Origin of the sequence: Streptomyces sp. NPDC001351, from assembly GCF_042896045.1 — a bacterium.
Taxonomy (GTDB): Bacteria; Actinomycetota; Actinomycetes; order Streptomycetales; family Streptomycetaceae; genus Streptomyces.
The window spans coordinates 77,865-103,937 of the sequence record NZ_JBIAWS010000020.1; the positions used below are offsets into that span (position 1 = coordinate 77,865).

At 70.2% G+C, this 26,073-nt stretch carries 19 protein-coding genes and 5 pseudogenes; 11 read left to right on the forward strand and 13 right to left on the reverse strand.

Features of this window, described 5'->3' with window-relative positions:
• The first annotated feature begins 77 nt into the window (after positions 1 to 77).
• Positions 78 to 1,058, forward strand: coding sequence for a zinc-binding dehydrogenase (locus tag ACFY1U_RS45485; protein WP_390699962.1), 981 nt, complete (start codon positions 78 to 80; stop codon positions 1,056 to 1,058).
• Positions 1,051 to 2,689: pseudogene (locus tag ACFY1U_RS45490) on the forward strand (TIM barrel protein); the annotation flags it as partial. The gene ACFY1U_RS45485 and the pseudogene ACFY1U_RS45490, both read left to right, overlap by 8 nt.
• Before the next feature lie 1,203 nt (positions 2,690 to 3,892).
• Here the strand turns inward: ACFY1U_RS45490 and ACFY1U_RS45495 are convergent.
• Complete coding sequence (locus tag ACFY1U_RS45495) at positions 3,893 to 4,366, reverse strand: MarR family winged helix-turn-helix transcriptional regulator (protein WP_390699963.1); 474 nt, start codon at positions 4,364 to 4,366, stop codon at positions 3,893 to 3,895.
• 75 nt (positions 4,367 to 4,441) lie between these two features.
• Here ACFY1U_RS45495 and ACFY1U_RS45500 point away from each other — a divergent pair, with 75 nt between their 5' ends.
• Both ACFY1U_RS45500 and ACFY1U_RS45505 read left to right on the forward strand, forming a co-directional pair.
• Entirely contained in the window at positions 4,442 to 5,383 is a 942-nt protein-coding gene (locus tag ACFY1U_RS45500) for an amidohydrolase family protein (protein ID WP_390699964.1), read from the forward strand.
• A gap of 270 nt (positions 5,384 to 5,653) precedes the next feature.
• Positions 5,654 to 5,788 (forward strand): annotated as a pseudogene (locus tag ACFY1U_RS45505) (DNA-binding response regulator); the annotation flags it as partial.
• A gap of 103 nt (positions 5,789 to 5,891) precedes the next feature.
• Here the strand turns inward: ACFY1U_RS45505 and ACFY1U_RS45510 are convergent.
• A pseudogene (locus ACFY1U_RS45510) lies at positions 5,892 to 6,014 on the reverse strand (VOC family protein); the annotation flags it as partial.
• 82 nt (positions 6,015 to 6,096) lie between these two features.
• Between ACFY1U_RS45510 and ACFY1U_RS45515 the strand changes: the two are divergent.
• From ACFY1U_RS45515 to ACFY1U_RS45525, 3 genes are all read left to right on the forward strand, one after another.
• On the forward strand, positions 6,097 to 6,642 hold the full coding sequence (locus ACFY1U_RS45515; protein WP_390699965.1) for a winged helix-turn-helix domain-containing protein: 546 nt from the start codon (positions 6,097 to 6,099) through the stop codon (positions 6,640 to 6,642).
• Entirely contained in the window at positions 6,639 to 7,172 is a 534-nt protein-coding gene (locus tag ACFY1U_RS45520; protein ID WP_390700041.1) for a transposase, read from the forward strand. Before ACFY1U_RS45515 ends, ACFY1U_RS45520 begins: the two co-directional genes overlap by 4 nt.
• Before the next feature lie 100 nt (positions 7,173 to 7,272).
• Positions 7,273 to 8,934, forward strand: a complete 1,662-nt coding sequence (locus ACFY1U_RS45525) for a hypothetical protein (RefSeq protein ID WP_390699966.1) — start codon at positions 7,273 to 7,275, stop codon at positions 8,932 to 8,934.
• On the opposite strand, the gene ACFY1U_RS45530 is transcribed toward ACFY1U_RS45525, so the two are convergent.
• From ACFY1U_RS45530 to ACFY1U_RS45540, 3 genes are all read right to left on the reverse strand, one after another.
• Positions 8,909 to 9,313, reverse strand: coding sequence for a VOC family protein (locus ACFY1U_RS45530; RefSeq protein ID WP_390699967.1), 405 nt, complete (start codon positions 9,311 to 9,313; stop codon positions 8,909 to 8,911). The two genes, ACFY1U_RS45525 and ACFY1U_RS45530, sit on opposite strands and share 26 nt — an antisense overlap.
• Positions 9,314 to 9,559: 246 nt before the next feature.
• A complete protein-coding gene (locus ACFY1U_RS45535) occupies positions 9,560 to 10,639 on the reverse strand; it encodes an AI-2E family transporter (RefSeq protein ID WP_390700042.1) in 1,080 nt (359 codons plus the stop codon).
• Between the two features lie 561 nt (positions 10,640 to 11,200).
• Positions 11,201 to 12,028, reverse strand: coding sequence for a methyltransferase domain-containing protein (locus ACFY1U_RS45540; RefSeq protein WP_390699968.1), 828 nt, complete (start codon positions 12,026 to 12,028; stop codon positions 11,201 to 11,203).
• 343 nt (positions 12,029 to 12,371) lie between these two features.
• Here ACFY1U_RS45540 and ACFY1U_RS45545 point away from each other — a divergent pair, with 343 nt between their 5' ends.
• The gene (locus ACFY1U_RS45545; protein WP_390699969.1) at positions 12,372 to 13,349 is read left to right on the forward strand and encodes an L-threonylcarbamoyladenylate synthase; all 978 of its coding nucleotides are present in this window, start codon (positions 12,372 to 12,374) and stop codon (positions 13,347 to 13,349) included.
• A 253-nt stretch (positions 13,350 to 13,602) separates the two neighbouring features.
• On the opposite strand, the pseudogene ACFY1U_RS45550 reads toward ACFY1U_RS45545, so the two are convergent.
• From ACFY1U_RS45550 to ACFY1U_RS45560, 3 genes and pseudogenes are all read right to left on the reverse strand, one after another.
• Positions 13,603 to 13,887 (reverse strand): annotated as a pseudogene (locus ACFY1U_RS45550) (cation transporter); the annotation flags it as partial.
• Positions 13,884 to 14,054: pseudogene (locus ACFY1U_RS45555) on the reverse strand (transcriptional regulator); the annotation flags it as partial. The pseudogenes ACFY1U_RS45555 and ACFY1U_RS45550, both read right to left, overlap by 4 nt.
• 76 nt (positions 14,055 to 14,130) lie before the next feature.
• A complete protein-coding gene (locus tag ACFY1U_RS45560) occupies positions 14,131 to 16,203 on the reverse strand; it encodes a putative Ig domain-containing protein (RefSeq protein ID WP_390699970.1) in 2,073 nt (690 codons plus the stop codon).
• Positions 16,204 to 16,716: 513 nt separating this feature from the next.
• On the opposite strand from ACFY1U_RS45560, the gene ACFY1U_RS45565 reads away from it, so the two are divergent.
• Entirely contained in the window at positions 16,717 to 18,165 is a 1,449-nt protein-coding gene (locus tag ACFY1U_RS45565) for a YibE/F family protein (protein WP_390700043.1), read from the forward strand.
• Positions 18,166 to 18,332: 167 nt separating this feature from the next.
• Here the strand turns inward: ACFY1U_RS45565 and ACFY1U_RS45570 are convergent, their stop codons facing one another.
• Together ACFY1U_RS45570 and ACFY1U_RS45575 are read right to left on the reverse strand one after the other, a co-directional pair.
• Positions 18,333 to 18,965, reverse strand: a complete 633-nt coding sequence (locus ACFY1U_RS45570) for a carbonic anhydrase (protein WP_390699971.1) — start codon at positions 18,963 to 18,965, stop codon at positions 18,333 to 18,335.
• A 198-nt stretch (positions 18,966 to 19,163) separates the two neighbouring features.
• Positions 19,164 to 19,301 (reverse strand): hypothetical protein, encoded by a 138-nt coding sequence (locus ACFY1U_RS45575; protein WP_390699972.1) that lies wholly within the window; start codon positions 19,299 to 19,301, stop codon positions 19,164 to 19,166.
• Between the two features lie 204 nt (positions 19,302 to 19,505).
• Between ACFY1U_RS45575 and ACFY1U_RS45580 the strand changes: the two genes are divergently transcribed.
• Entirely contained in the window at positions 19,506 to 21,023 is a 1,518-nt protein-coding gene (locus ACFY1U_RS45580; RefSeq protein WP_390699973.1) for a lysyl oxidase family protein, read from the forward strand.
• Between the two features lie 191 nt (positions 21,024 to 21,214).
• Entirely contained in the window at positions 21,215 to 22,192 is a 978-nt protein-coding gene (locus tag ACFY1U_RS45585) for a hypothetical protein (protein WP_390699974.1), read from the forward strand.
• Between the two features lie 7 nt (positions 22,193 to 22,199).
• On the opposite strand, the gene ACFY1U_RS45590 is transcribed toward ACFY1U_RS45585, so the two are convergent.
• The 3 genes from ACFY1U_RS45590 to ACFY1U_RS45600 all read right to left on the reverse strand — a co-directional run bounded on the left by ACFY1U_RS45590 (position 22,200) and on the right by ACFY1U_RS45600 (position 26,063).
• The gene (locus tag ACFY1U_RS45590) at positions 22,200 to 23,270 is read right to left on the reverse strand and encodes an alpha/beta fold hydrolase (protein WP_390699975.1); all 1,071 of its coding nucleotides are present in this window, start codon (positions 23,268 to 23,270) and stop codon (positions 22,200 to 22,202) included.
• A 280-nt stretch (positions 23,271 to 23,550) separates the two neighbouring features.
• Complete coding sequence (dctA, locus tag ACFY1U_RS45595) at positions 23,551 to 24,948, reverse strand: C4-dicarboxylate transporter DctA (RefSeq protein ID WP_390699976.1); 1,398 nt, start codon at positions 24,946 to 24,948, stop codon at positions 23,551 to 23,553.
• Entirely contained in the window at positions 24,945 to 26,063 is a 1,119-nt protein-coding gene (locus ACFY1U_RS45600; RefSeq protein ID WP_390699977.1) for a PrpF domain-containing protein, read from the reverse strand. The genes dctA and ACFY1U_RS45600 overlap by 4 nt, the downstream gene beginning before the upstream one ends.
• Between the last annotated feature and the right edge of the window lie 10 nt (positions 26,064 to 26,073).

Below are 26,073 nucleotides of genomic sequence, written 5' to 3' on the forward strand. Positions count from 1 at the left end.
TTGGGGGCACCTTTCACGCCGTACGCTGACCGCACAGTGGAATTATTGAACCGTCTAGTGGACCGCTTGGAGTTCTGGTGAAAGCAGCTGTCCTCACCGCACCGGGCCGGATGGAGATCGTCTACGACCACCCGGAGCCCCACTGCGGACCGTACGACGTCGTCGTGGACATGCACGGTGTAGGGCTGTGCGGTACCGACCTCGCCGTCTTCCACGGCAGGCGGCGGCCGCCCGCGATGTCATGGGTCATGGGCCACGAGGGCTTCGGCAGGATCGCCGCCGTGGGCACCGAGGTGCGGGACCGCCAGGTGGGCCAGAGCGTGGTCATTGAACCCAACTACGCCTGTCTGAAGTGCGCCGACTGCCTCACCGGCCTGACCTCGGCCTGCCCGCACCGGGCCATCGTCGGACTGAACACCCCGGGCGTCCTCGCCGAACGCGTGGCCCTGCCCGCGCACTTCTCCCATCCCGTCCCCGACGGTCTGACCGGCGCCGACCTCGCCGCTACCGAGCCGTACACGGTGGCACGGGCCGCCGTACGGCGCAGCGGCGTCACGGCAGCGGACCGCTGCCTGGTCGTCGGCGCCGGCGCCCAGGGGCTGCTGGTCTGTCTGATCCTGTCCCGCCTGGGCATCGATCCGGTCGTCACCGAACCGCATCCGCAACGGCTCGCCCGCGCCGAGCGGTTGGGCGCGACACCCGACGACGGCCGCACCGGGTTCACCTATGTCTTCGAGACCTCCGGCCACGGACCCGCGCTGGGCCCTGCGGTGGAGCGCGCCGCCGCCGGTGCCACCGTCGTCCTGATCGGCCTCAATGCCCAGCAGCTGCCGCTGACCACCGACGATGTGGTCCGCCGGCAGCTGGTGATCCGGGGGTCGATGATCTACGACCACCCCGGCGACTTCACCACCGCGATCGCCGAGCTGTCCGTGGCCCGCCCCGGAGCCGTCGTCGAGGCGTGCTTCCCGCTCGACGAGGCCCAGCAGGCGTTCGCCGGCGCGGTCGAGCGCGCCGGGAAGACGTGGATCACGATCGGGGGCGACCAGGATGCGTAAGACCATCGCGACCGTTTGCCTGAGCGGTTCGCTGACCGAGAAGCTGACCGCGGCCGCCCGCGCGGGCTTCGACGGCGTCGAGATCTTCGAGAACGACCTGCTGGCGAGCCCGCTCAGCCCCGAGGAGGTCCGCACCCGCACCGCGACCTGGGACTGGGTATCGACCTCTACCAGCCGATGCGGGACGTGGAGGCCGTCCCCGAGGAGGACTTCGTACGGAACCTGCGCCGCGCGGAGCGCAAGTTCGACGTGATGCGCAGGCTCGGGACCGAATCGCTCCTGGTGTGCTCCACCGTCTCCCCGCGTGCTCTGGACGACGACACCCTGGCGGCCGAGCAGCTTGGCCGACTGGCCGATCTGGCCCAGGAGTTCGGCGTCCGGGTCGCCTACGAGGCGCTCGCCTGGGGACAGCACGTCAGCACGTACGACCACGCCTGGCGCATCGTCGAACAGGCGGACCACCCCTCGCTCGGTGTCTGCCTGGACAGCTTCCACATCCTCTCCCGCTGCTCGGAACCGAAGGATCTCCAAGGCGTCGAGGACATCCCCGGCGAGAAGATCTTCTTCCTCCAGCTCGCCGACGCCCCGCTGATGGCCATGGACGTTTTGCAGTGGAGCCGCCACTACCGCTGCTTCCCCGGTCAGGGCGGCCTTGACGTGACCTCCCTCGTCCGCCATGTCATGAACGCCGGGTACCGCGGCCCGCTCTCACTGGAGGTCTTCAACGACGTGTTCCGCCAGGCGGACGCGGGCAGCACCGCCGTCGACGCGCTACGCTCCCTGATCGCCCTGGAGGAGAGCGCGGGCATTGCCCCCTCCCCGCCCTCGTCGTCCCGTCCGGCGTCGCCTTCGCCGAACTGTCCACCGTCGACCCGCAACCGGTGACCGAACTGCTGGCCGGCCTGGGATTCCGACGGACCGGACGGCACACCGGAAAGCCGGTGGAGCTGTGGGAACAGGGCGACGCCCGCATCCTCCTGAACCACGGCACCAGCACCCCCCACTCTCGGCTTCGCTCGAGCGGGGGAACCCCCATCAACGGCACGGCGCTGGCCGCCATCGGTCTCGAGACCCCCGACCCCCGCTCCGCCGCCGACCGCGCCGAGTCCGTGCTCGCCCCAGTGCTGCCCCACCGCCGCGGCAAAGCGGACATCTCCCTGGACGCCGTCGCCGCCCCCGACGGAACCGAACTGTTCTTCTGCGCCACCCGCCGTCCCGAACACCCCGACTGGACAAGCCATTTCACTCCCACCGTCGGCTCGGCCGACGGCATCGTCACCCGCGTCGACCACGTGGCCCTGACCCAGCCCTGGCACCACTTCGACGAGGCAGTCCTCTTCCACCGCACCGTCCTCGGGCTGCGCCCGCACGAGAGCGTCGACCTCGCCGACCCCTACGGCCTCTTCCGCAGCCGCGTTCTGTCCGACGAGACCGGCGCCTTCCGTCTCGTCCTCAATTGGGCCCCAAGCCCGGCGGCGGAGACCCGGACCAGAGCCCAGCACATCGCCCTCGCCACCGACGACATCACCCCCGCCGTACGCCGCATCCGAGCCGCCGGAGCGGAACTCCTGGCGATCCCCGCCAACTACCAAGACGATCTCGACGCCCGCTACGTGTTCGCCCCCGGGGAGCGCCGTCCTGACAGCCCTGCTTCCCCGGCGCCGCCCACGCATGAGTGCGCGCAGGATGAAGTGCCCGCTCTCTCGCTACCCCTTGAGCCCGACCGAGTGTCGGCCGTTGACCAGCCAGAACATCACCCACCTGGCGATCAGCATCCACAGCCCCGCCGACACGCACCTCCCATCAACAGGCACGGGGGCCGCTGCCCGGACTCCCACCACCGCGCTGGCCAGGACGGGCACGAAAGACCGCACGCTTCAGCTCTTGCGCACCGACCCACACCGGACCTGGCGCGTCCAGCGAAATCGCGAACGCGCTTCAATATCCCAACTTCAACAGTCTTTGTGCCCAGTTGAGCCGGTGGGCCAGAGAAGGACTCCTTCACAAACCCGATCACGGCACCTGCAGGCTCGCCGCTTCATGGATCCACCACGACCCACCACTCCCTGGGCCGTTGACAGATCTGTCTGAGGGTTAACTACGAGGCATTGCTTGATCACTCGTGGCGGAGGACAACGTGGCCGACGTACCTGGTCCATGGGGTCAGACGGGGTAGGCCGGCGCTGGACTGGACGGTGATCCAGCGCAGTCCGGCGGATTCCTCGAGAGCGGCGCGGGATCCGGAGCGCTCCCCATCCGCCGGCTCCCACCGCCGAACGGCATCCGGGGTTCTTCTTTGACGGTGGTCGATGTGGCGTATCCCGGACCGGATGCTGCGCGATCTGCAGGGCCGTGGCGGCGTCCTGGCCGAAGTCGGCGGTGGACAGTCCGTATTCGATGTCGCCGCTTCCCGCCGGAGGCAGGCCAAGCTCAGGACGGTCGTCACAGGGCGGATCGGCTCACACTTGCCGGCGAGTCGGCGACCGGACACAGCTCGCCTGTCCGGGCAACCGGCGGATGGCGCTGCGACGAAGCTGCTCCTCCTGGGCGACATGACGGTGGATCAGATAGCCAGTCTCGTCCGCGTGCCAGGCCTCGTGTTGCACTCCACCCACCTAGGTACCTGCTCGCCGACGGCAGGAAGACCGTGTGCTCTCCAGAGGACCGGTCCTGGGCGTGGCCGCCGGAAGGGCGGGCGCTTGATCGCCGAAGGGGCCGTACCGACCCGAAGTACCGGGTCGGTACGGCCCTTGGACGGTGGTGCGTTGCCGGCCGGCTGACCGGCGGGGACTCGTGCGCCGTGCGGCACCACTGCACCGTCCGGCGGGTTCGTGTCAGTCGGAGTCGGAGACCAGGTCCGTGAGCCGGCGCAGGAGCGTGACCAGCTGGACGCGTTCGTCCGCCGTGAACGCCTCGTAGGCGCGCGCCTGCCGCTCCCGCAACCGCTCCCGGAGCGTGGCGAGCAGCTCGGTGCCCTGTGTGGTCAGGCTGACCAGGACCCGCCGCTCGTCCTGCGCCGACCGGCGCCGCACCACGATGCCCTTGGTCTCCAGTTGCTGGAGCATCCGCGTGGCCGTCGGCACGCTGACGTCCGCGCTGCTCGCCAGCCGGCCCACCGGCAGGTCCGGCTGCGCGGTCAGCGGTTCGAGCAGGGCGACCTGGGCCAGGGAGAGTCCGCCGTAGTGGTCGGCGCCCGCCGAGCGGGCCCGGCGCATGGCGACGAAGAGCGCGTCGGCTGCCTGCGCCATCTCCTCCGCGCTGACGTCCCCGGCCGCGGTGACCTGGTCGGCCCTGTACTCCTTGCTCATGGAGGTGTAACTTACCAGAGCAATGATTAGCTGCCTAAATATTGGCCGCCCAAATATTAGGAGGCGGGAGAACTCATGACCTCTCCGTGCCGCATCGACGTCCACCAGCACCTCATCCCGCCGGCCTACCGGGCAGTGATGGACCGCCACGGCGAGACGGCCGCGGGCTGGCCCACACCCGCCTGGGACGCCGGTAGCGCGCTCGCCATGATGGACCGCCGCTCCATCGCCACCGGCATCCTCTCGATCAGCTCGCCCGGCATCCACTTCGGCGACGACACCGAGGCCCGCGCGGTCGCCCGCATGGTCAACGAGTACGCCGCCGACCTGGCCAGGGACCACCCCGACCGCTTCGGCTTCTTCGCGAGCCTCCCGCTCCCGGACGTCGACGGAGCCCTCGCCGAGGCGACGTACGCCCTGGACGAACTGCACGCCGACGGCGTGGTGCTGCTCTCCAACGTCCGCGGCCGCTACCTCGGCGACAAGGAGTACGAGCCGCTGTGGGCGGAACTCGACGCCCGCGAGGCGGTCGTGTTCGTCCACCCCGACGTACCGCCGCTGCCCCTGCTGGAGGGCATGCCCGGCCCGCTGCTGGACTTCCCCTACGACACCACCCGCACCGCGGTCCACATGACACTGAACGGCGTGATGAGCCGGCACACCCGGATGAAGGTGATCCTCTCCCACGCCGGCGGCTTCCTGCCGTACGCCGCCTGGCGGTTCACCGCCGGCGCCCAGTTCAACCCCGGCACCACCCCCCTGGGTATCCTGACCGACCTCCAGCGCTTCTACTTCGACACCGCGCTGTCCTCCACCCCGGCCGCGCTGCCCTCCCTGCTGGCCTTCGCCGCACCCGGGCACATCCTCTACGGCAGCGACCACCCCTTCGCCCCGGAAGAATCCGGCCCCCTCCTCGACTCCCTCCTCGACGACTACGACGGCTTCCAGCCGGGCCAACTGGACGCCATCAACCGCGTCAGCGCCGAGGCGCTCTTCCCACGTCTGGCCGTGATCTGACCAGGCCGTGAGGGGCCGAGCGGCCGGACTGCGCCTCTGCCATGGGACTCCGGAGGACGGGCAGGGGACAGACTTTTCTGTACGGCTGACGCCTGTTCCTGACCATTCGAAGGAAGCTGCTTGGAGTCTCCTGAGGCCGACAGGAATTGCCTCTCTCTGTTCCCATGATGGTTTTCTGGCCGGTAGGCGCGCTGACCAGTTGGGAGACGGAGCCGCTGGAGTGAGACGTGGGTCCGGCCGGTGGCCACTCGGCCTCGGTGTCGATGAGCACGTGGGTGCGTCACCCCGGTCACCGTCCAAACCCACGTCAACCGCGCCATGGCCAAACAGGGCGCCCGCGACCGCACCCAGCTCGTCGTCGCCAACGAAGCCGGCATGGTCCGAGCCGGGGAGCGGCAGAGCTGAATAGTCGAGTCTCACCGGGTCCGCTGCACCCTGAAGCGGTTGCGCCGACAAGCGACACCTGCACGCGGCTGACCGGCGAGCTCCTGGCTGATCGGGGGCCCGCTCAGCGCAGCTGCTCGGCCAGTCCGACGATGATGCCCTTTGGGCCGCGGAGGTAGCAGAGCAGATAGCTGTCCTCGAACCGGGCGATCTCGCCGACGAGTTCGGCGCCATGAGGGCGCAGGCGGGTACTGACGACGGCGCTTTGATGTCGTCTCGCCGAGGTTCACCGTGCTGACGAACAGCCCTGACGGCGCTATGTAGTTGAAGTGAGATATGCGCAAGGCGGCGGGCTGGACGCCGCGGGGCGGGCACGCCGCGAGGCGTTGCGGATGCAGGCTGCCGCGATGTTCGTCGAGGACGTCACGCCTTCGGAGATCGCCAAGCGGCTGCGGGCGACGGTGCGGTCGGTATACCGGTGGAGGGCTGACTTCGAGCGCGGCGGGACGGCGGCGCTGGCAAGCCGGGGCCCGCTGGGGCAGCGGTGCAAGCTCAGTACGAAGTCGCAGGTCAAGCTGGCCGCGATGCTGAATGAGGGCCCGGCAGCGTTCGGCTGGGATGAGGACCAGGTGTGGACCGGAGCTCGGGTCGCCAAGCTGATCGGCCGCAAACTCCATGTCTCCTACAGCGCCGACGCGGCAGCCCGGTTGATCCGTCGGCTCGGCTTCACCCCGCAGATACCGGCGCGACGGGCCGCCCAGCGCGACGAGCTCGCGATCGCCGCCTGGAAGGAAACAACGTGGCCTGCGGTAAAAGGACACAGGCCGCGCTCGGCGCCTTCGTTTGCTTCGAGGACGAGGCAGGCCAGCATCTGACACCGCCGCGCGGCCGAACCTGGGGACGTCGGGGCCAGACCCCGATCGTGAGGGTGGCCGGGCGCAGCTCCGGGCGGGTGTCGATCGCCGGACTGATCGCGGTCCGTCCCGGGACGCGCACGAGACTGTTCTACCGGCTGCCCATCCACCACGGCCGCAAGAACGAGCGACGCTCCTTGTCCGAACGCGACTACATCGGGCTGATCGACGCCGCCCACCAGCAGTTGAGAGCCCCGATCATCCTGGTCTGGGACCGGCTGAACACCCACGTGTCGGCAACCATGAAACAGATGATCGCTGAACGAGCGTGGCTGACCGTCGTGCTGCTCCCGGCCTACGCCCCGGACCTGAACCCGGTCGAGGGCGTGTGGTCCCACGTCAAACGCAGCCTGGCCAACCTGGCCGCGCTCACCGTCGATGCGCTGGAGACGCTGATCCGCAACCGACTCAAGCGCCTTCAGTACCGGCCCGTCGTCCTCGACGGCTTCGTCGCGGAGACCGGCCTGACCTTCCACCCGCTACCGCCATGACGTCGCGAAACGCCGTCGTCGGAAACTCGCCCGCCGCGATCGTCCGCCGCGCAGGCAATCCCCTTGCGCTGCCGACCCTGTCCAGCGATGCTCGACTGCCGTGAGCGGCTTCCAGATCAGCACCCTGACGGCCACCGAGGAGCGGCTCTGGCACGCTTTTCCCACCGGCGCCCTGGTCGACCTGCGCTCCCGCCCCGACGACGGCCCCGGCCAAGCGACGTCGTGGCCGCGCACCCGCGACATTCGCGCCGAGGCGATCGCGGCGCTGCTGACTGGCAGCGGCCCCGATGCGAACGGCGGCGCTGGCGTCAAACTGGCCGGCGCTCGTGTCGTTGGGCGACTCACGCTCGCCCATACGCAAGTCCCCTACGCACTCGACTTCGAGCACTGCTGCTTCGACGACGGCCTGGACCTCGCCGAAGCCGAGACGCGCAGCGTGCGCCTGCGCGGCTGCTACCTCACCGTGCTGGAAGCCAACCGCGCCGACATCCGCGGGGAGTTCCAGATGGAGGGCTGCCGCCTCGGCCGGCTCAGCCTCTATGCGGCACGCGTCTTCGAGATCGAAATCAGCGGGACCACGATCACCGCGCCCCCGCTCGAACCACCGGCCCCTGACGCCGACTGGACGCCGCCGCGCACCGCCATCAACGGCGACCTGCTCGTCGTCGACACCGCGATGTACTGCCACGACGTTGTCATCGACGGACAGTTCCGGCTCCCTGGCGCGCGCATCGGCGGATACCTGCATCTCGATGGCGCCCGGATCACCCACGAGGAGCCCAACCGCCCACCCACGCCCGCCCTGCTGGCGCAGGGGTTGCGCGTCGACACCGGCATGTTCGCCCGCCGTGGCAACACCCGAGCGAAGAACCCCTTCACCGTCACCGGCGGCGTCGACCTCAGCGACGCCACGATCAAGGGCGGGCTCATGCTGCCCGACGCCGACCTGGTGGACGACCACGGCCAAACGGCGCTGCGCGCAGACCACATCTCGGTCGAGGGCGGTGTCGACCTGTCGGGCGTCACGGCTTCGGGCGCGGTCCGGCTCAACTCGGCCCGTGTCGTCGGGCCGCTGACACTGAGCGGTGCGCGACTGGGCACGCTCGACGCCTCCGGCGCGCGCGTCGAAGGGGCGATGTTCTGCAATGAGGGATTCACCGCGCACAGCCTGGACCTGCGGCGGGCACGGACTACGACGTTCGAGGACGACGCCGCGTCCTGGCCCGACAAGCTGCGCCTGGACGGCTTCGTCTATGACGAACTGATGCCGTTGCCGACGGCCGGGACGCGACTGCCGTGGCTGGCTCGCGACGCGTATCACCCTCAGCCTTACGAGCAGCTGGCCGCGCGCTACCGCGCGGTGGGGCGTGACGGCGAGTCGCGGCGGGTGCTGCTTGCCCAGCAGCGGCGGCGACGTGAGGCGGCGGGCCTGCCGGCGAAAGCATGGGGCCTTCTCCAGGACGCAACGGTCGGGTACGGGTATCGGCCGTGGCTGGCCGGGCTGTGGTTGTTGGGCCTGCTCGCCGCCGGATCGGCATACTTCGCCTCCCACCACCCCGCACCGCTGGGCACGGGCGGCCCGCATTTCAACCCGGTCGCCTACACGCTCGACCTGTTGGTGCCGGTAGTGAGCCTCGGTCAATCGGGCGCGTGGAATCCGAGCGGGTCCAGCCAGGCGCTGGCCTATGCGCTGATCATCAGTGGTTGGACACTAGCCACGACGCTGGTCGCCGGGGTCACACGAATACTGGTGCGGCCCTGAGATAACAGGTCCCTCTCCGGCTGGCGCGCCTGTCACGAGACGACATCAAACCGTCGTCCTCAGTAACGGTGTCCTCGATGTCGTCGACGGCCAACATGACGCGGTGCGTGCCCACAACGTTGTGCGGTCGATTGCGCGGCCCGGCGCTGATGGCTGCGGGGCTGTGGTACTTCGCCAGCTCGAGCCGGCTGTGACCGTCCGGGGTCCGGAGCATCGCGATATCGCAGCGGACGCCGTCGAGTCCGGTGCACTGGTCGGCGAACGTACCCTTCGTCTCGGCCCTGCCCTCAAGTTCCATACCGAGTTCCACGAAGAACGCGATGGCGGCATCCATGTCCTCGACGACGATGCCGACGTTGTCCATCCGCTGGATCCCCATGCCGTTTTCTCCTTCTTCCTGGTGCGGCCGGTGGTGGCCGCTGATGTCCCTGGGACGGAGCCGGTGACACGTTCTCGACATCCGCAGACCGTCTGGCGCCGAGAAATTTGGATCGAGCCTCAGCACCGCTACGTCAGGTGCAGTGCGGGCCGCTGCTTCATCCAGTGGCGGTACCTCATCGGGGACGCTCGTATCACGCCGGCGAACCGCTTCGGGGGAAGCAACATGCCGATGGTTCACGAGCCCTCAGGCACCGTGTCTCTGCCCCGCCCAGGGGCCGCGCAGTTCTCTGCCCACCGCCCACGCCACCGACACCATCGGCACCGCCACGACCGCTCCGACCACCCCCGCCAGGACGCCGCCGGCAATCACCGAGACGGCCACCACCACCGGATGCAGCCGCACCGCCCAGCTCATCACCAGCGGATGCAGGACATGGCCCTCGATCTGGCCTACGACGACGATCAGCGCCAGCACCACGATCGCGATGACCGGACCGCGCGACGCCAGGGCCACCACCGTGGCCACCCCCAGCGCAATCGGTGACCCCACCAGCGGGACGAACGCGGCAAAAAACTCCAGCAACGTCAGCGGCAGCGCCAACGGCACCCGCAGCACGAACAGGGCGACACCCACCAGCACCGCATTGGTGGCCGCCACAATCACGATGCCCCGCGTGTATCCGGCAAAGGTCCGCCACGCCGCGCCACCCGCACGGCCGAACGCATCCCGGGCCCGCGGCGGCAGTCCCTCCTGAAACCAGGACCACATCCGGTCACCGGAATGGATGAAGAACACCGAACAAAACAGCGCAAGCGCCGCAACCGTCAGGACTTCAAGCAGCCGCCCGGCTCCGCTCACCGCGCCGCTGACCAGAGCGGAGTGATGCGCGGACAAAAAGGAATTCACCTTGCCCTGAAGATCCGAAATCGCCGTGGGACGCACATGGAAAGGAGCCCTCTGCAGCCACTTCTCGATGCGTCCCACTCCCCCGCTGAACTCCCGCCGCAGCTGGCCCCACTCGCTCGCCACCAGCTCACCCACCAGTGCCAGCAGCCCAAGGAGCGCCATCAGGCTGCCCGCGACACCCACCAGCACCGCCAACACCCTCGGCAGCCACCGCGCCAGCAGATCCACAAGCGGACGCAGGACGGACGTGCCCACCAGAGCAAGAAACAGCGCCACGGCAACCAGCTGCAAGCGCCCCAACATCACAAATGCCGTATACGCGACCACCCCCACCACCAACAGCCGCCACCCATACGCAGCCCCCACCCTGAGTCCCCGCCCCACCACCACACCCTCGCCCGCCCCCTGCCCTGCCATCCGCGCCCTGCGGGCACGCGCCACCGACCTCACCCCCCGGGCCGGCCGGCTCCCGAGCACCACGAACCGCAATCGCCCCCCGCCACGACGGGCGCCGCTACCGCCACCCGGATACCGACGCGACCAGCGCACGGCACCACCCACCCGCACATCACCACCTCACCTCACCAGAACCACGCAGCCATGTGTCCCCCCGGCGGCCGCCTTCTCAATCGCCGGTGCTCTCACGGACCAGCCCGGACTGGATGGAGACCACCACCGTTGCGAGGGGATGTCGCCGGTGCACGGCGAGCGCGGCGAAGCGGGAGGCGGTGCCGTGACGCCCGTACTCGAGTCGGCGCAGCCCCACTCCACGCCCGCTGCCAGAAGCTCAGCGGTGTCTCTGCGACTGACCGGGTACGCGTCGCCCGAGCGGCATCGCACCCCAGCAGCACGGTCAGCCGACGTGCCTCGGCGAGCGTGTCTCCGTGATCACACCCGACACGAAGGCCATGGCACCGCGGTCAGTCGTCGTGGGACAGGCCTGGCCGATGCCGGCGGTCCAGAAATCGCATCCTGACCTCACCCGGCCCGCCGTCCGACACGCAGGACGCTCAGGTAGCGGCGTGGTGCCCGGTCCCCCATGCGCGTGCGGATGCGTTCGGCGACAGCGTCCAGCAGGGGCTCACGGACCTCCCGGTCGAGCCTGAGATACAGCGACTGCGAGCGCAGGAGGTCGGCGAAGCCGTCTCCGGTCAACCACTGAACCGTCGGATACCAGCGCACCACAGTCGGGCCGAACAGTCCTCCGGGATCCTCGACCAGGCCCCACCCTTCGTCGGTGGTGCGCACGTCGTCCTCCAGCGGCGGATGCCCCCAGTCGGGGTTTCCCGGAGAGAACCGCTCGTGCAGATCGGCGCTCTCGGCGTAGACCTCCGGCTCTCCCGGTCGGTGGACCACGACGTGGCCCAGCAGCGCCATCCAGCCTCCGGGCGAGACAACCTCGTGTGCCCGCTGCCAGCCGACCGACGGATCGACCCAGTGCCACGACGACGCAGCGACAAGGGCATCGAAGCGTCGGCCACGGTCGTCCCACTCCTCGAACCGCGATGTCTCGACCTCGGCCTTGGGGAAGGAGGCGACCCGGCGGCGAGCGAGTGCGGCCAAGTCTGCGCCCGGCTCGACGGCGGTCACCGAGCATCCCAGTGCTGCCAGCGATCGCGTGGCCTGACCGCTACCGCAGCCCACCTCCAGCACCGACGACCTGTCGCTCATGCCAGTGATGGCGACGAGGTCCGCGAACAGCTCGTCCGGGTACCCCGGCCGGACCCGGTCGTAGAGCTCCGCCACCTCGTTGAACACCCGGCCGAGGCCGTACGGATCCGGACGGGTCTTCGGGTCATCAGTCACGAGCGGACAACCTACGAGGCCCGCCGTCAAGACGCCACCGGCTTTACTCACCGCCGCAGACACGCAGTATGCGGGGTGCCGACGCTCGGAACGTTGACGCTGCCGAGTCGTTGAGCACGGTTCCCGGTCTGCCTGTGTCTCGTGACGCCTGGCATGGCCCGGCCGACCCGGTAGGGCCGCGTCGGTTCTACGCTGAAGCCGGTCCGTCTTGGCGGTGTTCCCCAGTACCGCCGTGACGGCCCTGGTACGCCCCAGCTCATGCGATGCCGTCGCCCGAGAGCATCGTCGTGCGGGGACGCGACCGTGACATGTGGAAGATCCGAACAGTGAAAGGATTGCCGTGGTGACGGCGAAAACCGGTGACATCGAGAAGGCGGCCGGTGTGCTGCGCGCCGGAGGGCTCGTGGCCTTCCCGACCGAGACCGTCTACGGCCTGGGCGCCAACGCCGAGGACCCCGCCGCCGTCGCGCGCATCTTCCAGGTCAAGGGGCGCCCGCCCTCCCACCCGCTGATCGTCCACCTCGGCGACGCGCAGCACCTGGACGACTGGGTCCAGGACGTGCCCGCGACGGCCCGTCTGCTGGCCGAACGCTTCTGGCCCGGGCCCCTCACGCTGGTTCTGCGTCGTGGTCCCAGGGTGCCCCTCGAAGCGACCGGTGGCCTGGAGACGGTGGCCGTGCGCGTGCCCGACCACCCCGTCGCCCTCGCGCTGCTGTCAGCCTTCGGCGGCGGTGTCACGGCCCCGTCCGCCAACCGCTTCGGCCATGTCAGCCCCACCGCAGCGTCCCACGTCCGTGCGGAGCTCGGGGATGCCGTCGACTTCGTGCTGGACGGCGGCCCCTGCGAGGTCGGCGTCGAGTCGACCATCGTGGACGCCACCGGCGAGATGCCGAGCATCCTGCGGCCCGGCGGGGTGACCCGCGAGGACCTCGAAGCGGTGCTGGGGCGCCCGCCGGCGGTCCACTCGACGAGCCGTGTCCGGGTGCCCGGCCAGCATCCGTCCCACTACGCGCCGCGTGCCCGGGTCGTCCTCGTCGAGCCCGAGAAGGTCGTCGCCGAGGCGGAGACGGCGCAGGAGCTGGGGCACCAGGTCGGGGTCTTCCTCCCTCCCTCCATCGCCCATACTCCGGTGAAGGCGCACGCCGTGGTAGCCCTGCCCGCCTCGATGGCCGCCTACGCACGCGGCCTGTACGGGTTCCTGCGCGAACTCGACCAGCGGGGATGCGACCTCATCGTCGCCTCCTTGCCGGTGGAGGAGGGTCTGGGACTGGCGATCGCCAACCGGCTCCGCCGCGCCGCAGGACCCCGGACCACCGAGTGACCGGCAACGACGTCGGCGCCCATGGAGCATGGGTAGTGCCCGCCCGAGGGAACGGTCCTGATCCGGCTCACGGCCGCGGACCTCGAGCAGCTGCTCGGACGGCGACGCCGACGTCCTACGGGACGAGACGGGCGGGCGGCTCTACGGCTGCACGCCGCCGACGGCCATCGTCACTACCTGATGTGCCGTGACTGCGGCCGCAGCCGCCCGGTGGACTCCGAGGTCGTCGAGGAGTGGGCGGGCCGCATCGCCGCAGCGCGATGATCCGCAACTCGGTCTTCTCCCTGGCCTCGCGCACCGCGCGCTCGCGTGCGGAGAACTGCCGGGCGACGGCGGTGGCCGAGGAGACCTCGATGGCGGAGTCGAGGCCGACGCCGATCAGCGCGGTGAACGAGGTCAGGGCCCCGGCCGTCAGGGCGACGGCCGCCTCGACGACGCTGTCGCTGATCGTCGCGGCGACCAGCAGCCGTATCCGTCTGTCAAGCACGCCGCGCCTGGTCGGGTCAGATCCGGGGGACAGGGATATCTCTCCGCTCATGGGCAGCAGCACCCCTTGTCGTCGGCGTCGGCGCAGGTCCGGTCGCCGCCGACGGCGGCCACAGCGGTGCGCAGGTCGTCCAGGGCGCGGCCGAGGCGTTTGTCGGCAAGCTCGTAGCAGGTGCGGCGGCCGTCGGGGACGGCGACGACGAGACCGCAGTCACGCGGGCCGGAAACGACACGTCCCGCACGCGGACGGCTTCCGCGTGCGGGACCGAGTGCTCAGCTCGCGCCGGGCGGGCGGTCAGCTGGTCGTCAGGGCGGTGTCGTCCACGACGAAGCTGGTCTGGAGGGAGGAGTCCTCCACGCCGTTGAACTTCAGGGTGACCGTCTGGCCCGCCAGCGAGGACAGGTCGAAGGTCTTCTGTGCGTAGCCGGAGTTGTGGTTGAGGTTCGAGTATGTCGCCAGGGTGGTCGAACCGGCGGTCACCGTCAGCTTGTCGTAGGCGGTGCTGGTGGTGGTCTCCGAGGTGTCGATGTGCAGGTAGAAGGTGAGCGTGGCCTTGCAGCCGGCCGGGATCGTCACCGACTGGGACAGTGTGTCGGTGTGGGAGGAGCCGTAGCCGTCCAGCCAGGCGTAGTACGAGCCGCCGTGGGCCGCCTCACCTGAGTCGTTGGTGATGACACCGCTGGTGGCGCTCCACCCCGTACTGCCCGACTCGAAGCCGGGGTTGGACAGCAGCTGGGACGAGGTGCAGCCGCCGCCCCCGCCGGAGCCGACGGTCCAGGTGAAGGAGGTCGAGCCGGAGGCGCCGGTGGAGTCCTTCGCGGTGACGGTGACCTGGAAGGTGCCGGCGGTGGACGCCGTGCCGGAGATCAGGCCGGTCGAGCTGCTGATGGACAGGCCGGTCGGCAGACCGCTCGCGCTATAGGTGAGAGCCGCGCCCCCGCTGTCGGTGGCCTTGATCTGCAGGCTGACCGAGCTTCCGGTGGTGGTGGACTGGCTGCCCGGGTTGGTGACGGTCACCGTGTTGCCGGTGCTGGAGCCGGAGGTGAAGGCGGCGGTGCCGTTCGGAGTTCCCCAGCCGGTCGGGCCGTCGTAGCCGGTGCCCGCGGTGCAGAAGTACGACGGGGAGCAGCTGCCGTTGTTGCCGCTGGTCACGTCGTACAGGTTGCCGGTGTGGGAGTACGGGTACTTCGCCGGGTAGTCGCTCGCGCCCGGGGTGCCCGCGAGGGCGTAGACGGAGGCGATGATCGGCGAGCTGGCGCTGGTGCCGCCGTAGACCGCCCAGCCGGAGCCACCGTAGGTGTCGTAGACCGCCACACCGGTGGCCGGGTCGGCGACGGCGGAGACGTCGGCCTCCATGCGCTTGGAGCAACCGGTGTCGGTCTGCCAGCTCGGCTTGGGGTCGTAGGCGGAGCAGCCGGAGCCGGTGCCCTCGGTGGAGTTGGTGTGCCACACCGACTCGCTCCAGCCGCGGGAAGTGGAGGCGGTGGTGAGCGCGGTGCCGCCGACGGCGGTCACGTACTGCGAGGTCGCCGGGTATTCGGCGCCGTAGGCGGAGTCACCGGAGGAGACGGTGATCGCGACACCCGGGTGCTTGAAGTACGAGGTGTCGTCGCTGGTCTGGGAGGAGGACTCGGAGCCGCCCCAGCTGTTGGAGACGAACTTGGCGCCGAGTGACACGGCCTCGTTCTCGGCGGTGCCGAGGTCGGCCATGCTCGCGGAGTTGGCCTCGACGAGGATGATGCTGCAGTTCGGGCAGACCGCGCTGACCATGTCGATGTCGAGCATCTCTTCGCCGGCCCAGCCGGTGTCGTTGGTGGGCAGCGAGGTCGTGGAGCCGGTCTGGCTGACCTGCTTGAAGCAGCCGTTGGCCTTGGTGCAGGAGGACAGGCCGTACGTCGAGCGGTAAGTGCCCAGGTCCGACTCGGCGTTGGGGTCGTTGTAGGCGTCGACGATGCCGACGGTCATGCCCGAACCGGCCGTGGTGGGCAGGTTGTAGGCGCTGTGCAGGTTGGCCGGGGAGAGGCCGGAGGGAGCGGCGGCGGCGAGCGCCGAGGCGAGGCGCTGCTTGATGTCCGTGCGACGCTGGGCGAAACAGGACGCCTGACCGGGGGCGGCGGTGGCGCACAGGTGCTGGGTCGGCACCTTCTGGCCCGCCTTGCCGGTGGAGTGGTAGGTCTGCCGCTCGGGGGCGGTCAGCGCCTTGTTGTTCTGCGTGACCTTGGAGGTCTGAGGGTGGGTCGCGGCAGGCTGGGCGCCGGCCGTCGGTGCGGCGGTGAATCCGGCGACGGTCAGGGCGAAGGCGGGGAAGGCTACGGCGACGAGTCTTCGCAGACTCCGTCTCCGCCCGCTGGGATGTGACTCACGCATGGGTTACTGCCTCCGGTTTACGTGGGGTATCGCACTGGATGGGCAGGCCCGTGATTGCGCGTAGCGGCGACAACCGCGCAGTCATGAGCATGACATTCACGCCCACATGGTGAATGGGCGTGACATGACAGGTTGCGGGGAGGAACGTACGCCCAAAATGCGCGGACGGGGAGCGCCCGCAGAAATTTCTTTGCCTCTCCATAGGATTGGATTGGTCACTTCATTGGAGAGCAGCGAGTGGAGCATGCGCCTGCTCACAGGACTGAGTCCACGGCACGGCCGTTCCCGTACCCTGCCTCAGAGCCGTCGCTCATGACCGGCTTCGGAGGGGGCACGCACAACCGCGAGGGAGACGGCATGGGAGCCGCTGACCGGCAGAGCGCCGGGGACTGGAACCGGGTCGGCGACCAACCCCGGCACAGGGGCGATCGTACGAGCGAGTACGGCCGTGACTACGAGTACGGGAACCCTCCCGGGTCGATTCCTCACCCTGGCTACGGCCCCGACGCCGGCATGGTCCACATGCCCTCTCCGGCCGCAGGCCACGGGCACACCTCCGCGACGGGCGACGGGCACGCCACAGTCAATGGCTCCGGACATGGTCCCAGCCCCCGAGTGGACACGGACAGTCACGGACACCCCCACGCCCACGGGCACAGCCACAGCCATGGGCCCGCCGCGCCGGTCTCCCGTCACCTGCGCAAGGTCATCGCGGCCATCCTGATCCCCTTCACCATCGCGGTCGTGGTGGGGCTCGTCGTGCTGTGGCCGGGCGGCGCCCCGCCGCACAAGCGCACCGGAGTGGGATTCGACCGGCAGACACAGCAGGCGACGGTCACCCAGGTCGTCGCGGTGAGCTGCAAGTCGGTGAACGCCTCGGGCGAGACCCCGACCGGGGACACCTCCACCGCCGAAGGCAACTCGGCGCAGCAGGAGGCGAGCGGCAGCTGCCACAAGGCAACCATCCGGGTCGACACAGGCAAGGACAAGGGCCGTACCTTCACCGAGATCGTGCAGCCCGACCAGTCACGCCAACTGCACGAGGGCGAGAAGGTGGTCGCCGCCTACGAGCCCTCCGCGCCGAAGGACCTGCAGTACTCGGTCGCCGACGTCAACCGCCGCTTCCCGATGGGCCTGCTGGCCGGCATCTTCGCGCTCGCCGTCGTGGTGGTCGGCAGGCTGCGCGGCGTCATGGCACTCGTCGCGCTGGCCATCAGCTTCCTGGTGCTGAACTTCTTCATCCTGCCCGCGGTCCTGCAGGGCTCGAACCCGCTCATCGTGGCGGTGATCGGGTCGAGCGCCATCATGCTGATCGCCCTCTACATGTGCCACGGCCTGTCGGCCCGGACCTCCGTGGCGGTGCTCGGCACCCTGGTCTCGCTGGCGCTGATCGGCGTCCTGGGCTCGGGGTTCATCGGCTGGGCCGCATTGACCGGCAACACGGACGACAGCACCGGCCTGATCCATGGCCTGTATCCGAAACTCGACATGAGCGGCCTGCTCCTCGCGGGCGTCATCATCGGCTCCCTCGGCGTGCTCGACGACGTGACAGTGACCCAGACCTCGGCCGTCTGGGAGCTGCACGACGCAAACCCGACCATGGGCTGGCGGGGGCTGTACCGGGCGGGCATCCGCATCGGCCGCGACCACATCGCATCCGTCGTCAACACCCTCGTCCTCGCCTACGCCGGCGCCGCGCTGCCGCTCCTGCTCCTCTTCTCCATCGCACAGAGCGGCGTGGGCACGGTCGCCAACAGCGAACTGGTGGCGGAGGAGATCGTACGCACACTCGTGGGCTCGATCGGCCTGGTCGCCTCGGTGCCGGTCACGACGCTGCTCGCGGCACTGGTCGTCGCGGCCGACCGTCCCGGTACGCGCGCGCAAACGGCGGCAGCGGGCGCGGTGGCGGTTGGCGGAGCGGCTGCGGGCCGCGGCCGCGGCGGGCGCCGACGGAAGCGTTGAGGACGAACCCAGTCGCACCCTTCCGGCCCGCTCCCACGTGCCCAAGCCGCCTGCTCGTCAACCGCTCAAAGGCCCCTCCCGCGCCTCGAAGTCACCAGCGGGCCCTTGCGCGCCCTTGACTCCACCGCAGCCCCGGAGCGCATACGCCCAGGTCAGTAGCTGTCCGGCTACGCAAGCGCGCTCTCCAGTCCGCGGGCTGCGACGATCTGCGCGCTGCCGTCAGCCAGCCGGTAGCACAGGCCCACCACGGCGGCCCGGCCGGCGGCGACCTTCTCGGCCAGCGACCGGGAGCGGTCCAGCAGCAGGTCGACGGTGTGCCTTATGTGCTCCGCGAGGATCTCCTCCGGCTCCACCCGTCCGGCGGCCCGCGCCGCCAGCACGCTGGGAGTCACCCGCTCCACGACATCACGGACGTATCCGGCCGGTGTCATGCCGTCCTCCAGGGCGGCACACGCCGCGCCCACCGCGCCGCACGAGTCGTGACCGAGCACCACCACCAGCGGGCAACCAAGCACGTCCACCCCGTATTCGATGCTTCCCAGCACCTCCGCACCCACGACGTGGCCCGCGGTGCGCACCACGAACAGGTCGCCAAGGCCGCGGTCGAAGATGATCTCGGCGGCCAGCCGGGAGTCGGAACACCCGAACAGCACGGCGAAGGGCTGCTGGGAGGGGGCGATCTCGGCGCGGCGGGTGGCGTCCTGGTTCGGGTGCTCGGGGGCACCGGCGACGAAGCGCTGATTACCGGCCAGGAGCAGCTCGAAGGCGTCGCGGGGTGTCGGCGTCTTGATCTCGGTCATGACGGCAGCCTACGATCCGGCGCCACTCGTCGCGCCGCGCGGCCCCGCCCGAGCTCACCAGGCCGGGCCACACACGGTCGGTCATGGCCCTGCGGGGACGCCGTCGGCGAATTCGGCGACGGCCGCCGCGCGGCCTCGCCTCGGCGGATGACGGCCGGAACGGCGCGTGGACGCGAGCGTGAGGTGACCGGGATGACGTCAGGCCGGAAGCACGGGTCGCGGGCAGGCCAGCGCTGCCAGGCGGCCCAGCCGCAGCAGGCGTCGGTGGCCCTCCGGTGCCGAGGGGGCGGCCAGGACTTCGCCCAGCGGCGAGTCGCCGGTCAGCAGCAGGCCCATGCCGCGATCCTGCCGGCACACCCAGTACGAGCGGTCGCAGCGGCCGAGCCGACAGCGGCAACGAGCGTCAATCTCAGGGGACTTTCGACGGCCAGGCAACCTGAGTCCGCTTTTCAACCTTTTCACAGATGGCACACAAGAACCTCCTTTCGTGCCTGCAAGACGTGCACGACTCGTCCCGACCAGACGCAGAAAGAGCACTTCATGAACAGACACCACCCCACCGTCTTACGGCGTTCGGCGATCATCGCCGCCGCCGCCCTTACCGTCGGCGCCGCCGGAACTCTCGCCGCGCCCGGCGCGGGAGCGGCGACGCCGACGGGCACGCCGAAACTCCAACTGATCGCCGCCTCCCCCTCGGTGACCGTCGACCGCTACGAAGGCGAGCCGGGGGTCTACCTGGACCTCGGCACCTACATCACGGTCGACGGGGGACCGCTCGAGATGCGGGTGACGCGCACGTCCTACAACGACCCCGTCGTCGCGACACAGGTGATCCACTCCGGCGGCCGGACGGTGACCAGGACCCTGCCGGCCGGTCTGCTGAAGGACTTCTCGGGCCTGCCGGACTTCCTGAACGTCAGCATCAGCGACGCATCGGGCGCGAAGGTGGCCGACACCACGCAGGCGTTCTGCCCGAACACCCGGGCGGGCCGGATCCGGCCCGATGCCCCGGCCACTTCGAAGTATCCCGACGGCTGTTCCGAGAACCCGTTCACGCTCGGTGGGGTATGGGGTGTCGAGAAGGGCTGGGCGGCGGCCACGTCGCCAGGCTTCCGCGGGAACAACACCGTCGACCTGTCGGCCGGTGTCTACACCGCGAAGGTGTCGGTGGCGAAGAAGTACCGCGACCTGTTCGGAATGGCGGACACGACCCAGACCATCAAGGTGACGGTCCGCCAGAACTCCGGCGGGGGCCAGGGCCTGGCCGGCGTCAGGCGCGGGCAGAAGGACGCGTCGAAGGTCCTGAAGCCTGCCGCCCAACGCCCGGCCGGCAGGGCGACCGTTCCCGCCGACGTGCCCAAACCCGACCTGCGCGCCCTCCCCGCGTACGGCATCGCCATCACCGACGGTGGCGAGGGCGGAGCGGGCGCCGCCCCCGGCAAGGACTACCTCGCCTTCAGCGCCACCGTATGGAACGGTGGCCCCTCGCCGCTGGTCGTGGACGGGTTCCGCAAGCCGGGCGCGGAGAAGATGGACGCGTACCAGTACTTCTACGACGCCAAGGGCAAGCAGGTCGGGTACACGCCCACCGGCACCATGGAGTGGGACCCGCGGGAGGGCCACCAGCACTGGCACTTCAGCGACTTCGCCAGCTACCGGCTGCTCGGCGCGGACAAGAGGGAGATCGTGCGCAGCGGCAAGGAGGCGTTCTGCCTGGCCAACACCGACGCCATCGACTACACGGTGAAGAACGCCAACTGGCACCCGTACAACACCGACCTCGCCACCGCCTGCGGTGAGGAGACCGCCGTCTCGGTGCGCGAGGTGCTGGACGTCGGCAACGGCGACACCTACAGCCAGTACCGGCCCGGTCAGTCCTTCGACGTCTCGGACCTGCCGAACGGCACGTACTACATCCAGGTCATCGCCAACCCCGACAACCGGCTCAAGGAGCAGAGCACGGCCAACAACGTCACGTATCGCAAGGTCATCCTCGGCGGCACGCCGGGGGCTCGCACGGTGACCGTGCCGAAGTACGGCCTCGTCGACGCTCCCTGACCACCGGCGGGCGGAGGCACGCGCCTCCGCCGGTTGGCAGCAGCCCGAGCGGGGACAGGCAGCCGCGCGCGCTCGTGTTCGGCGCTCTGAGGCCATACGCCGGACGGTGGTCCCCGGCGGGCCGCCACGTGAACAGGTCCGCCTGAAAAGCGTTCGCCGCCCGTCGTCCGGCGGAGCTAGCCTCACTGATCATGGGAGAACGAGCGCAGTACGTGGTGGTCGAGAACGGCGCCTGGCAGCGGTACTACTCGCACTGGGCCGCCAGCCGGGTGGTCGACGATCTGCTGCCCGGTCCGGTCGCGGCGACACGCTGCTTCCGTGCCAACCGGGAGATCGACGAGTGGCTCGACGACGTGTGGTGCGAGGGCGCCGCACTCGTCGACCACGACCGCCGGATCCTGTTGTGGTTCGCCTTCGCCGACAGCTGGGCCGACCACATCGCCGCCCGCGCCGTACTGGCCCGGACATGGCCCGGCTGGGACGTCCGATTCGCACATGACGGCATGGGCGATCTCACCCACCACCTGGGCCTCGGCAGAGACCTGACCCGTGCACCGGGCTGGTTCGAGACCTTCGAGCCGACCGGGTTCACGGCCACCGAATACACCGAGCCCTGTGCCGTCGCCTCCCTGCGCCTGCCCGACGGAAGCGTTCGCGCCTGGGGCAGCGACTGGGAGCCCCTCGCGCACCTCGCCGGCGGACCCGGCCTGATCGACCTGCTCGTCCCTTCGCCGGCCTCACCTGCGCTCACCGACATGCCGTACGGCGGCGTCCATTTCGACCCGCGGGCCCGGACCGTCTCGCTGTGGGCCGTGCAGAGTGTGGCCGGCATCCACGACTGGCCGTTGCCGGGCTGGGAGGACTGGGTCCTGGACTTCCGCGGCGACGACCACACCCAGCAAGCCGCGCTGCTCCCCGCCGACTTCCCCTTCCCTCAGCCCCCACTCGCGCCCGCGCTGCGCAGACTAGGCAACGGCCTCAGCACCCCGCCGCCCGACCACGGCGCGCTCCTTGCCCGCGCCACGGCTGCGCCCGGTCCGGAGGGCACCGTCCCCGTGGTGAACCCGGCCGCGCTGGTGCCGCACGAACCGGCCGATCCCACCCCGGCCGAACTGGCCGCACTGTGCACGGTGCTTGATGCACTGGTCGCGGAAGCGGAGGCCGACTGACCAAGTCTCACTGGGGACTTCCCCCTTGCCCTGCGGCAGGGTTGGCGCCGGCCAGGGCTTCCACGGCTGCCGCGACCTCATGGGGGCTGGAGATCATGGTCAGGTGGCGGGCTCCAGGGATGAGGGTGGGCGGCGGGGCGCCGATGCGCCGGGCGGTCTGCTGCGGGGTCTGCCTGCTGAATACGTCGTCCTCGGCGCCGAACACGACCGACTTGGGGATGCCGACGGCCGCGAGTCGCGCCACCTGGCCCGCGGGGAGGCCGGGCACGCCCTCGCCGAGCATGCTCCACAGGGCGGCCTCCGCGCCCCGCACCCGCAGCGGCCGACGCCACTGATCCAGACCGGCGGCGTTGAGAGGTGGGCAGGCCGGTCCGCACTGGGCGTCGTAGAAGGAGCGGATCAGCCAGTCGGCCCCGAGACCAAGGCGCAACAGGCTGGTGCGGTAGGGATCGATCAGCAGGTGTCTGAAGGCCGGCGGTGGGCCGGCGCCGGTGTTCAGGGCATCCCCGTCGAGCAGCATCACGCTCCCGATCCGGCCCGGTGCGCGCAGTGCGGCCTCCGTGACGACTGCGGCTCCGCTGGAATGGCCCACCAGCAGGGGGCGCTCCCCCGGCCCATCGAGGTGCATGGCGCTGAGGAAGCCCAGCAGCTGCTCTGTGAAGTGGCTGACGGTGTACGGGCCCCGGCGTTCGCTGTAGCCGTCTCCTGTCAGGTCCAGTGCGTAGACCCGGTGGTCGCGCGCGAGGAGCGGTGCCAGTCGTGACCAGGTGTCCACCTGCTCGAAGGCTCCATGGACGAGCACAACAGGCGAACCGGTCGTGCCCCAGGTCTGGTAACGGGTACGGACATCGGCCGCCTGAACGTATCGCAGCCCTCTTGGCGGCGCGGCACGTCCTGCGGTGAAGGCGTTGTAGGCCAACGAGGCCGTGGTGACGACTGCGAGCAACACGGCGCAGGCGAGCGCCACACGTCTCAGCCACCGCCTGAGCCGCGGACGGCGCACCGCGGGCGTGCGCGGCGCGGCGTCGGAATCCGGCGGCGCGGGCTCGGTCCGCCCGGCCGGAGAGTCGGCGTCCACTCGAGTTCCCATTCTGTTTTCAGGCCGGCAACCCCGACGGCCGGCACGGTCACGGACGACGCGGACACGCCGAACAGGCAAAGGCCCATCGTCCTGCCCCACAGCATCGCCCTGCCCGGAACCGGGATCATCCACCGGGAGTCGTCATCGCGCGTACTCCCGTGGGTGTAAGAACCCGCCCGGGCGAGGCCCGGTGCCCCAGCCCGTTCCGGTTCCACTGGTGGAGACGTGGGAGGGCCGGTCCGGAACATCTGTTCCGGACCGGCCCTCCCACGCGGCGTCAGCTTGCGGCGGGGACGGGGTCGCGGGTGGGTGCGGGCGTCTCCTTCGCCCCGGGCTCGGCGGGCACCGCAGAAGGCGCGGGGGCAGGGGTATACGGGATCTCGCCGCGCAGGACGGCCTTGGCGCGGTCCTCGTCGAGCTCGCCCTCCCAGCGGGCGACGGCCAGGGTGGCGACGCCGTTGCCGACCAGGCTGGTCAGGGCGCGGGCTTCGGACATGAACCGGTCGATGCCGAAGATCAGCGCGAGGGCGGCTACCGGGACGTGCGGGACGGCGCTGAGGGTGGCGGCCAGGGCGATGAAGCCGGAGCCGGTGACGCCCGCGGCGCCCTTGGAGATGAGCAGCATGACGGCGAGCATGGTCAGCTGCTGGGTGAGGCTGAGGTCGATGCCGAGGGCCTGGGCGAGGAAGACCGAGCCCATGGTCAGGTAGATGGCGGTGCCGTCGAGGTTGAAGGAGTATCCGGCGGGCAGCGTGATGCCGACGACCGGTTTCGAGGCGCCCACGTGCTGGAGCTTGGCCATCATGCGCGGCAGGACGGGCTCGGTGGAGGAGGTGCCCAGGACGATCAGCAGCTCTTCCTTGATGTAGCGCAGGAAGGGCAGGAGCCGCAGTCCGTTCAGGCGCATCACCGTCCCGAGGACCACCAGGACGAAGAAGAGCGCGGTCAGCCAGAACGAGCCGACCAGCAGGGCCAGATGGCGCAGGGTGCCCAGACCGTAGTTGCCGATGGTGAAGGCCATGGAACCGAACGCGCCGACGGGGGCGAGCCGCATGATCCAGCGGATGAGGGTGAACAGGACCGTGGAGAACTTCTCGATGCCCCGGGCGATGCCCAGGCCGGCCTCGCCACTGGCGTGCAGCCCGAAGCCGAACAGTACGGACACCAGCAGCACCGGCAGGATCTCATTGCCGGTCAGGGCGCCGACCAGGGTGGCAGGGATGATAGCGAGGACGAACTCGGCGAAGCCCTCGTGGGCCGCGGTCGCCTCGGGTGGCAGCCCCTTGGCGGACAGGGTCGAGAGGTCGATGTGCAGACCGCTGCCCGGCTTGACGATGTTGACGACGACCAGGCCGGTCACCATGGCGACGGTGGTCAGCACCTCGAAGTAGACCAGAGCCTTCAGACTCACGCGGCCGACCGCGCGGGCGTTGCCCATGGAGGCGATGCCGTGGACGACCGTACAGAAGATGATGGGCGCGATGAGCATCTTCACCAGCGCGATGAAGCCGTCACCGAGCGGCTTGAGGTCAGCGCCGAGCGACGGCCACAGCCCGCCCACGGCGGCGCCGAGGAGGACGCCGATCAGGCACTGGACGTAGAGGTGGGACAGCATGCGGCGGATGCGGCCGGGTGGTGCGGTGACGGTACCCGGGGCAGCGTCGTTGCGGCTCATGCGGGGCGTCCTTCCAGGACGGGAACGAGGAGTTCGGCTCGGGCGATACGGCGGGCGGCGCGGTGCAGCAGCACCGTGGGGGACAGGCCATCCGGTGCGGGGACGGCTCGGGTGGTGACCACGCCGGCGGGGGTGCCCAGACGCAGCGTGCCGTCGGCGGTCTGCCGGGCGACGCGGTGGGCGAGGGTGCCGGGGGTGGCGGCGGCCGTGGCCAGAGCCACGGCGGAGGTCAGGCCGATCGCCGGGTGCGGCGCGTGCATGGAGACCATGCGCACGGCCAGGTCGTACTCGTCCTGGTTGACGAGTATTCCCTGTGTCGTGCGGTAGGGGGCGGGCCGGGCGACGATGCCCACCTTCGGCACCGCATGACTGACCGGGTCACCCTCGTGGGCCAGGCCCATGGCCAGCGCTGCCTGGCGGCGCAACAGGGTCAGAGCGGGTACGGCGGTGGCGAACGCGGTGAGGGATTCGGTGCCGTCCAGGCCGAACGCCTTGGCCTCGAACAGCGCGGCCGGCGCGCCTGCGTCCACGAGGGACGCCTCAACGGGGCCGTCCGGGCCGGTCAGTTCGTCCAGTGCCCGGCCGGTCGGCAGGGCACGTCCGGTCGTCGAGCCCGCCGGGTCCTGGAAACCGAGCAGGACCGGTACGCCCGGTGCCGAGGTACCCGGCACCCTGGCCGTGCCCTGCTCCGGGGCCACGCCCGCAGGGGTCGGGATGGTGCCCGTGAGGCGGGCCCCGGTGTTGACATTGAGCATGCGGACGGTGGTGCTGTCCGGCGCGATCGGCACGAGATCGTGGTGGACGGCGTACAGCGCCACGGCGGTGGCGCAGTTGCCGCAGTTGCTGGCCCACTCCACGCGCTCGTCGCCGATCCCGACCTGTGCGAAGGCGTACTCGACGTCCACGCCGGGCCGGTTCGACGCCTGTACGACGGCGGCCTTGGAGGTGGTGGAGGAGGCGCCGCCCACGCCGTCGATCTGGCGGGGGTCGGCGGCGTTGAAGGCGGCGAGCAGCACGGCATCGACGTCCACGCCCGTGGCGACCACGTCGCGGTGGTCGAAGATCCAGCACTTGCTGGTTCCTCCGCGGATCATCTCGCCCTGCAGACGCAGCACAACCGACTCC

Excerpts from the sequence above, each read along its gene's own strand:
- ACFY1U_RS45495 (WP_390699963.1), bottom strand. The coding sequence starts at position 4,366 with ATGAGCAAGGAGTACAGGGCCGACCAGGTCACCGCGGCCGGGGACGTC.
- ACFY1U_RS45535 (WP_390700042.1), bottom strand. The coding sequence starts at position 10,639 with ATGGCAGGGCAGGGGGCGGGCGAGGGTGTGGTGGTGGGGCGGGGACTC.
- ACFY1U_RS45560 (WP_390699970.1), bottom strand. The coding sequence starts at position 16,203 with ATGCGTGAGTCACATCCCAGCGGGCGGAGACGGAGTCTGCGAAGACTC.
- ACFY1U_RS45585 (WP_390699974.1), top strand. The coding sequence starts at position 21,215 with ATGGGAGAACGAGCGCAGTACGTGGTGGTCGAGAACGGCGCCTGGCAG.
- dctA (WP_390699976.1), bottom strand. The coding sequence starts at position 24,948 with ATGAGCCGCAACGACGCTGCCCCGGGTACCGTCACCGCACCACCCGGC.
- ACFY1U_RS45570 (WP_390699971.1), bottom strand. The coding sequence starts at position 18,965 with ATGACCGAGATCAAGACGCCGACACCCCGCGACGCCTTCGAGCTGCTC.
- ACFY1U_RS45580 (WP_390699973.1), top strand. The coding sequence starts at position 19,506 with ATGAACAGACACCACCCCACCGTCTTACGGCGTTCGGCGATCATCGCC.
- ACFY1U_RS45500 (WP_390699964.1), top strand. The coding sequence starts at position 4,442 with ATGACCTCTCCGTGCCGCATCGACGTCCACCAGCACCTCATCCCGCCG.
- ACFY1U_RS45565 (WP_390700043.1), top strand. The coding sequence starts at position 16,717 with ATGGTCCACATGCCCTCTCCGGCCGCAGGCCACGGGCACACCTCCGCG.
- ACFY1U_RS45530 (WP_390699967.1), bottom strand. The coding sequence starts at position 9,313 with ATGGGGATCCAGCGGATGGACAACGTCGGCATCGTCGTCGAGGACATG.
- ACFY1U_RS45575 (WP_390699972.1), bottom strand. The coding sequence starts at position 19,301 with ATGGGCCTGCTGCTGACCGGCGACTCGCCGCTGGGCGAAGTCCTGGCC.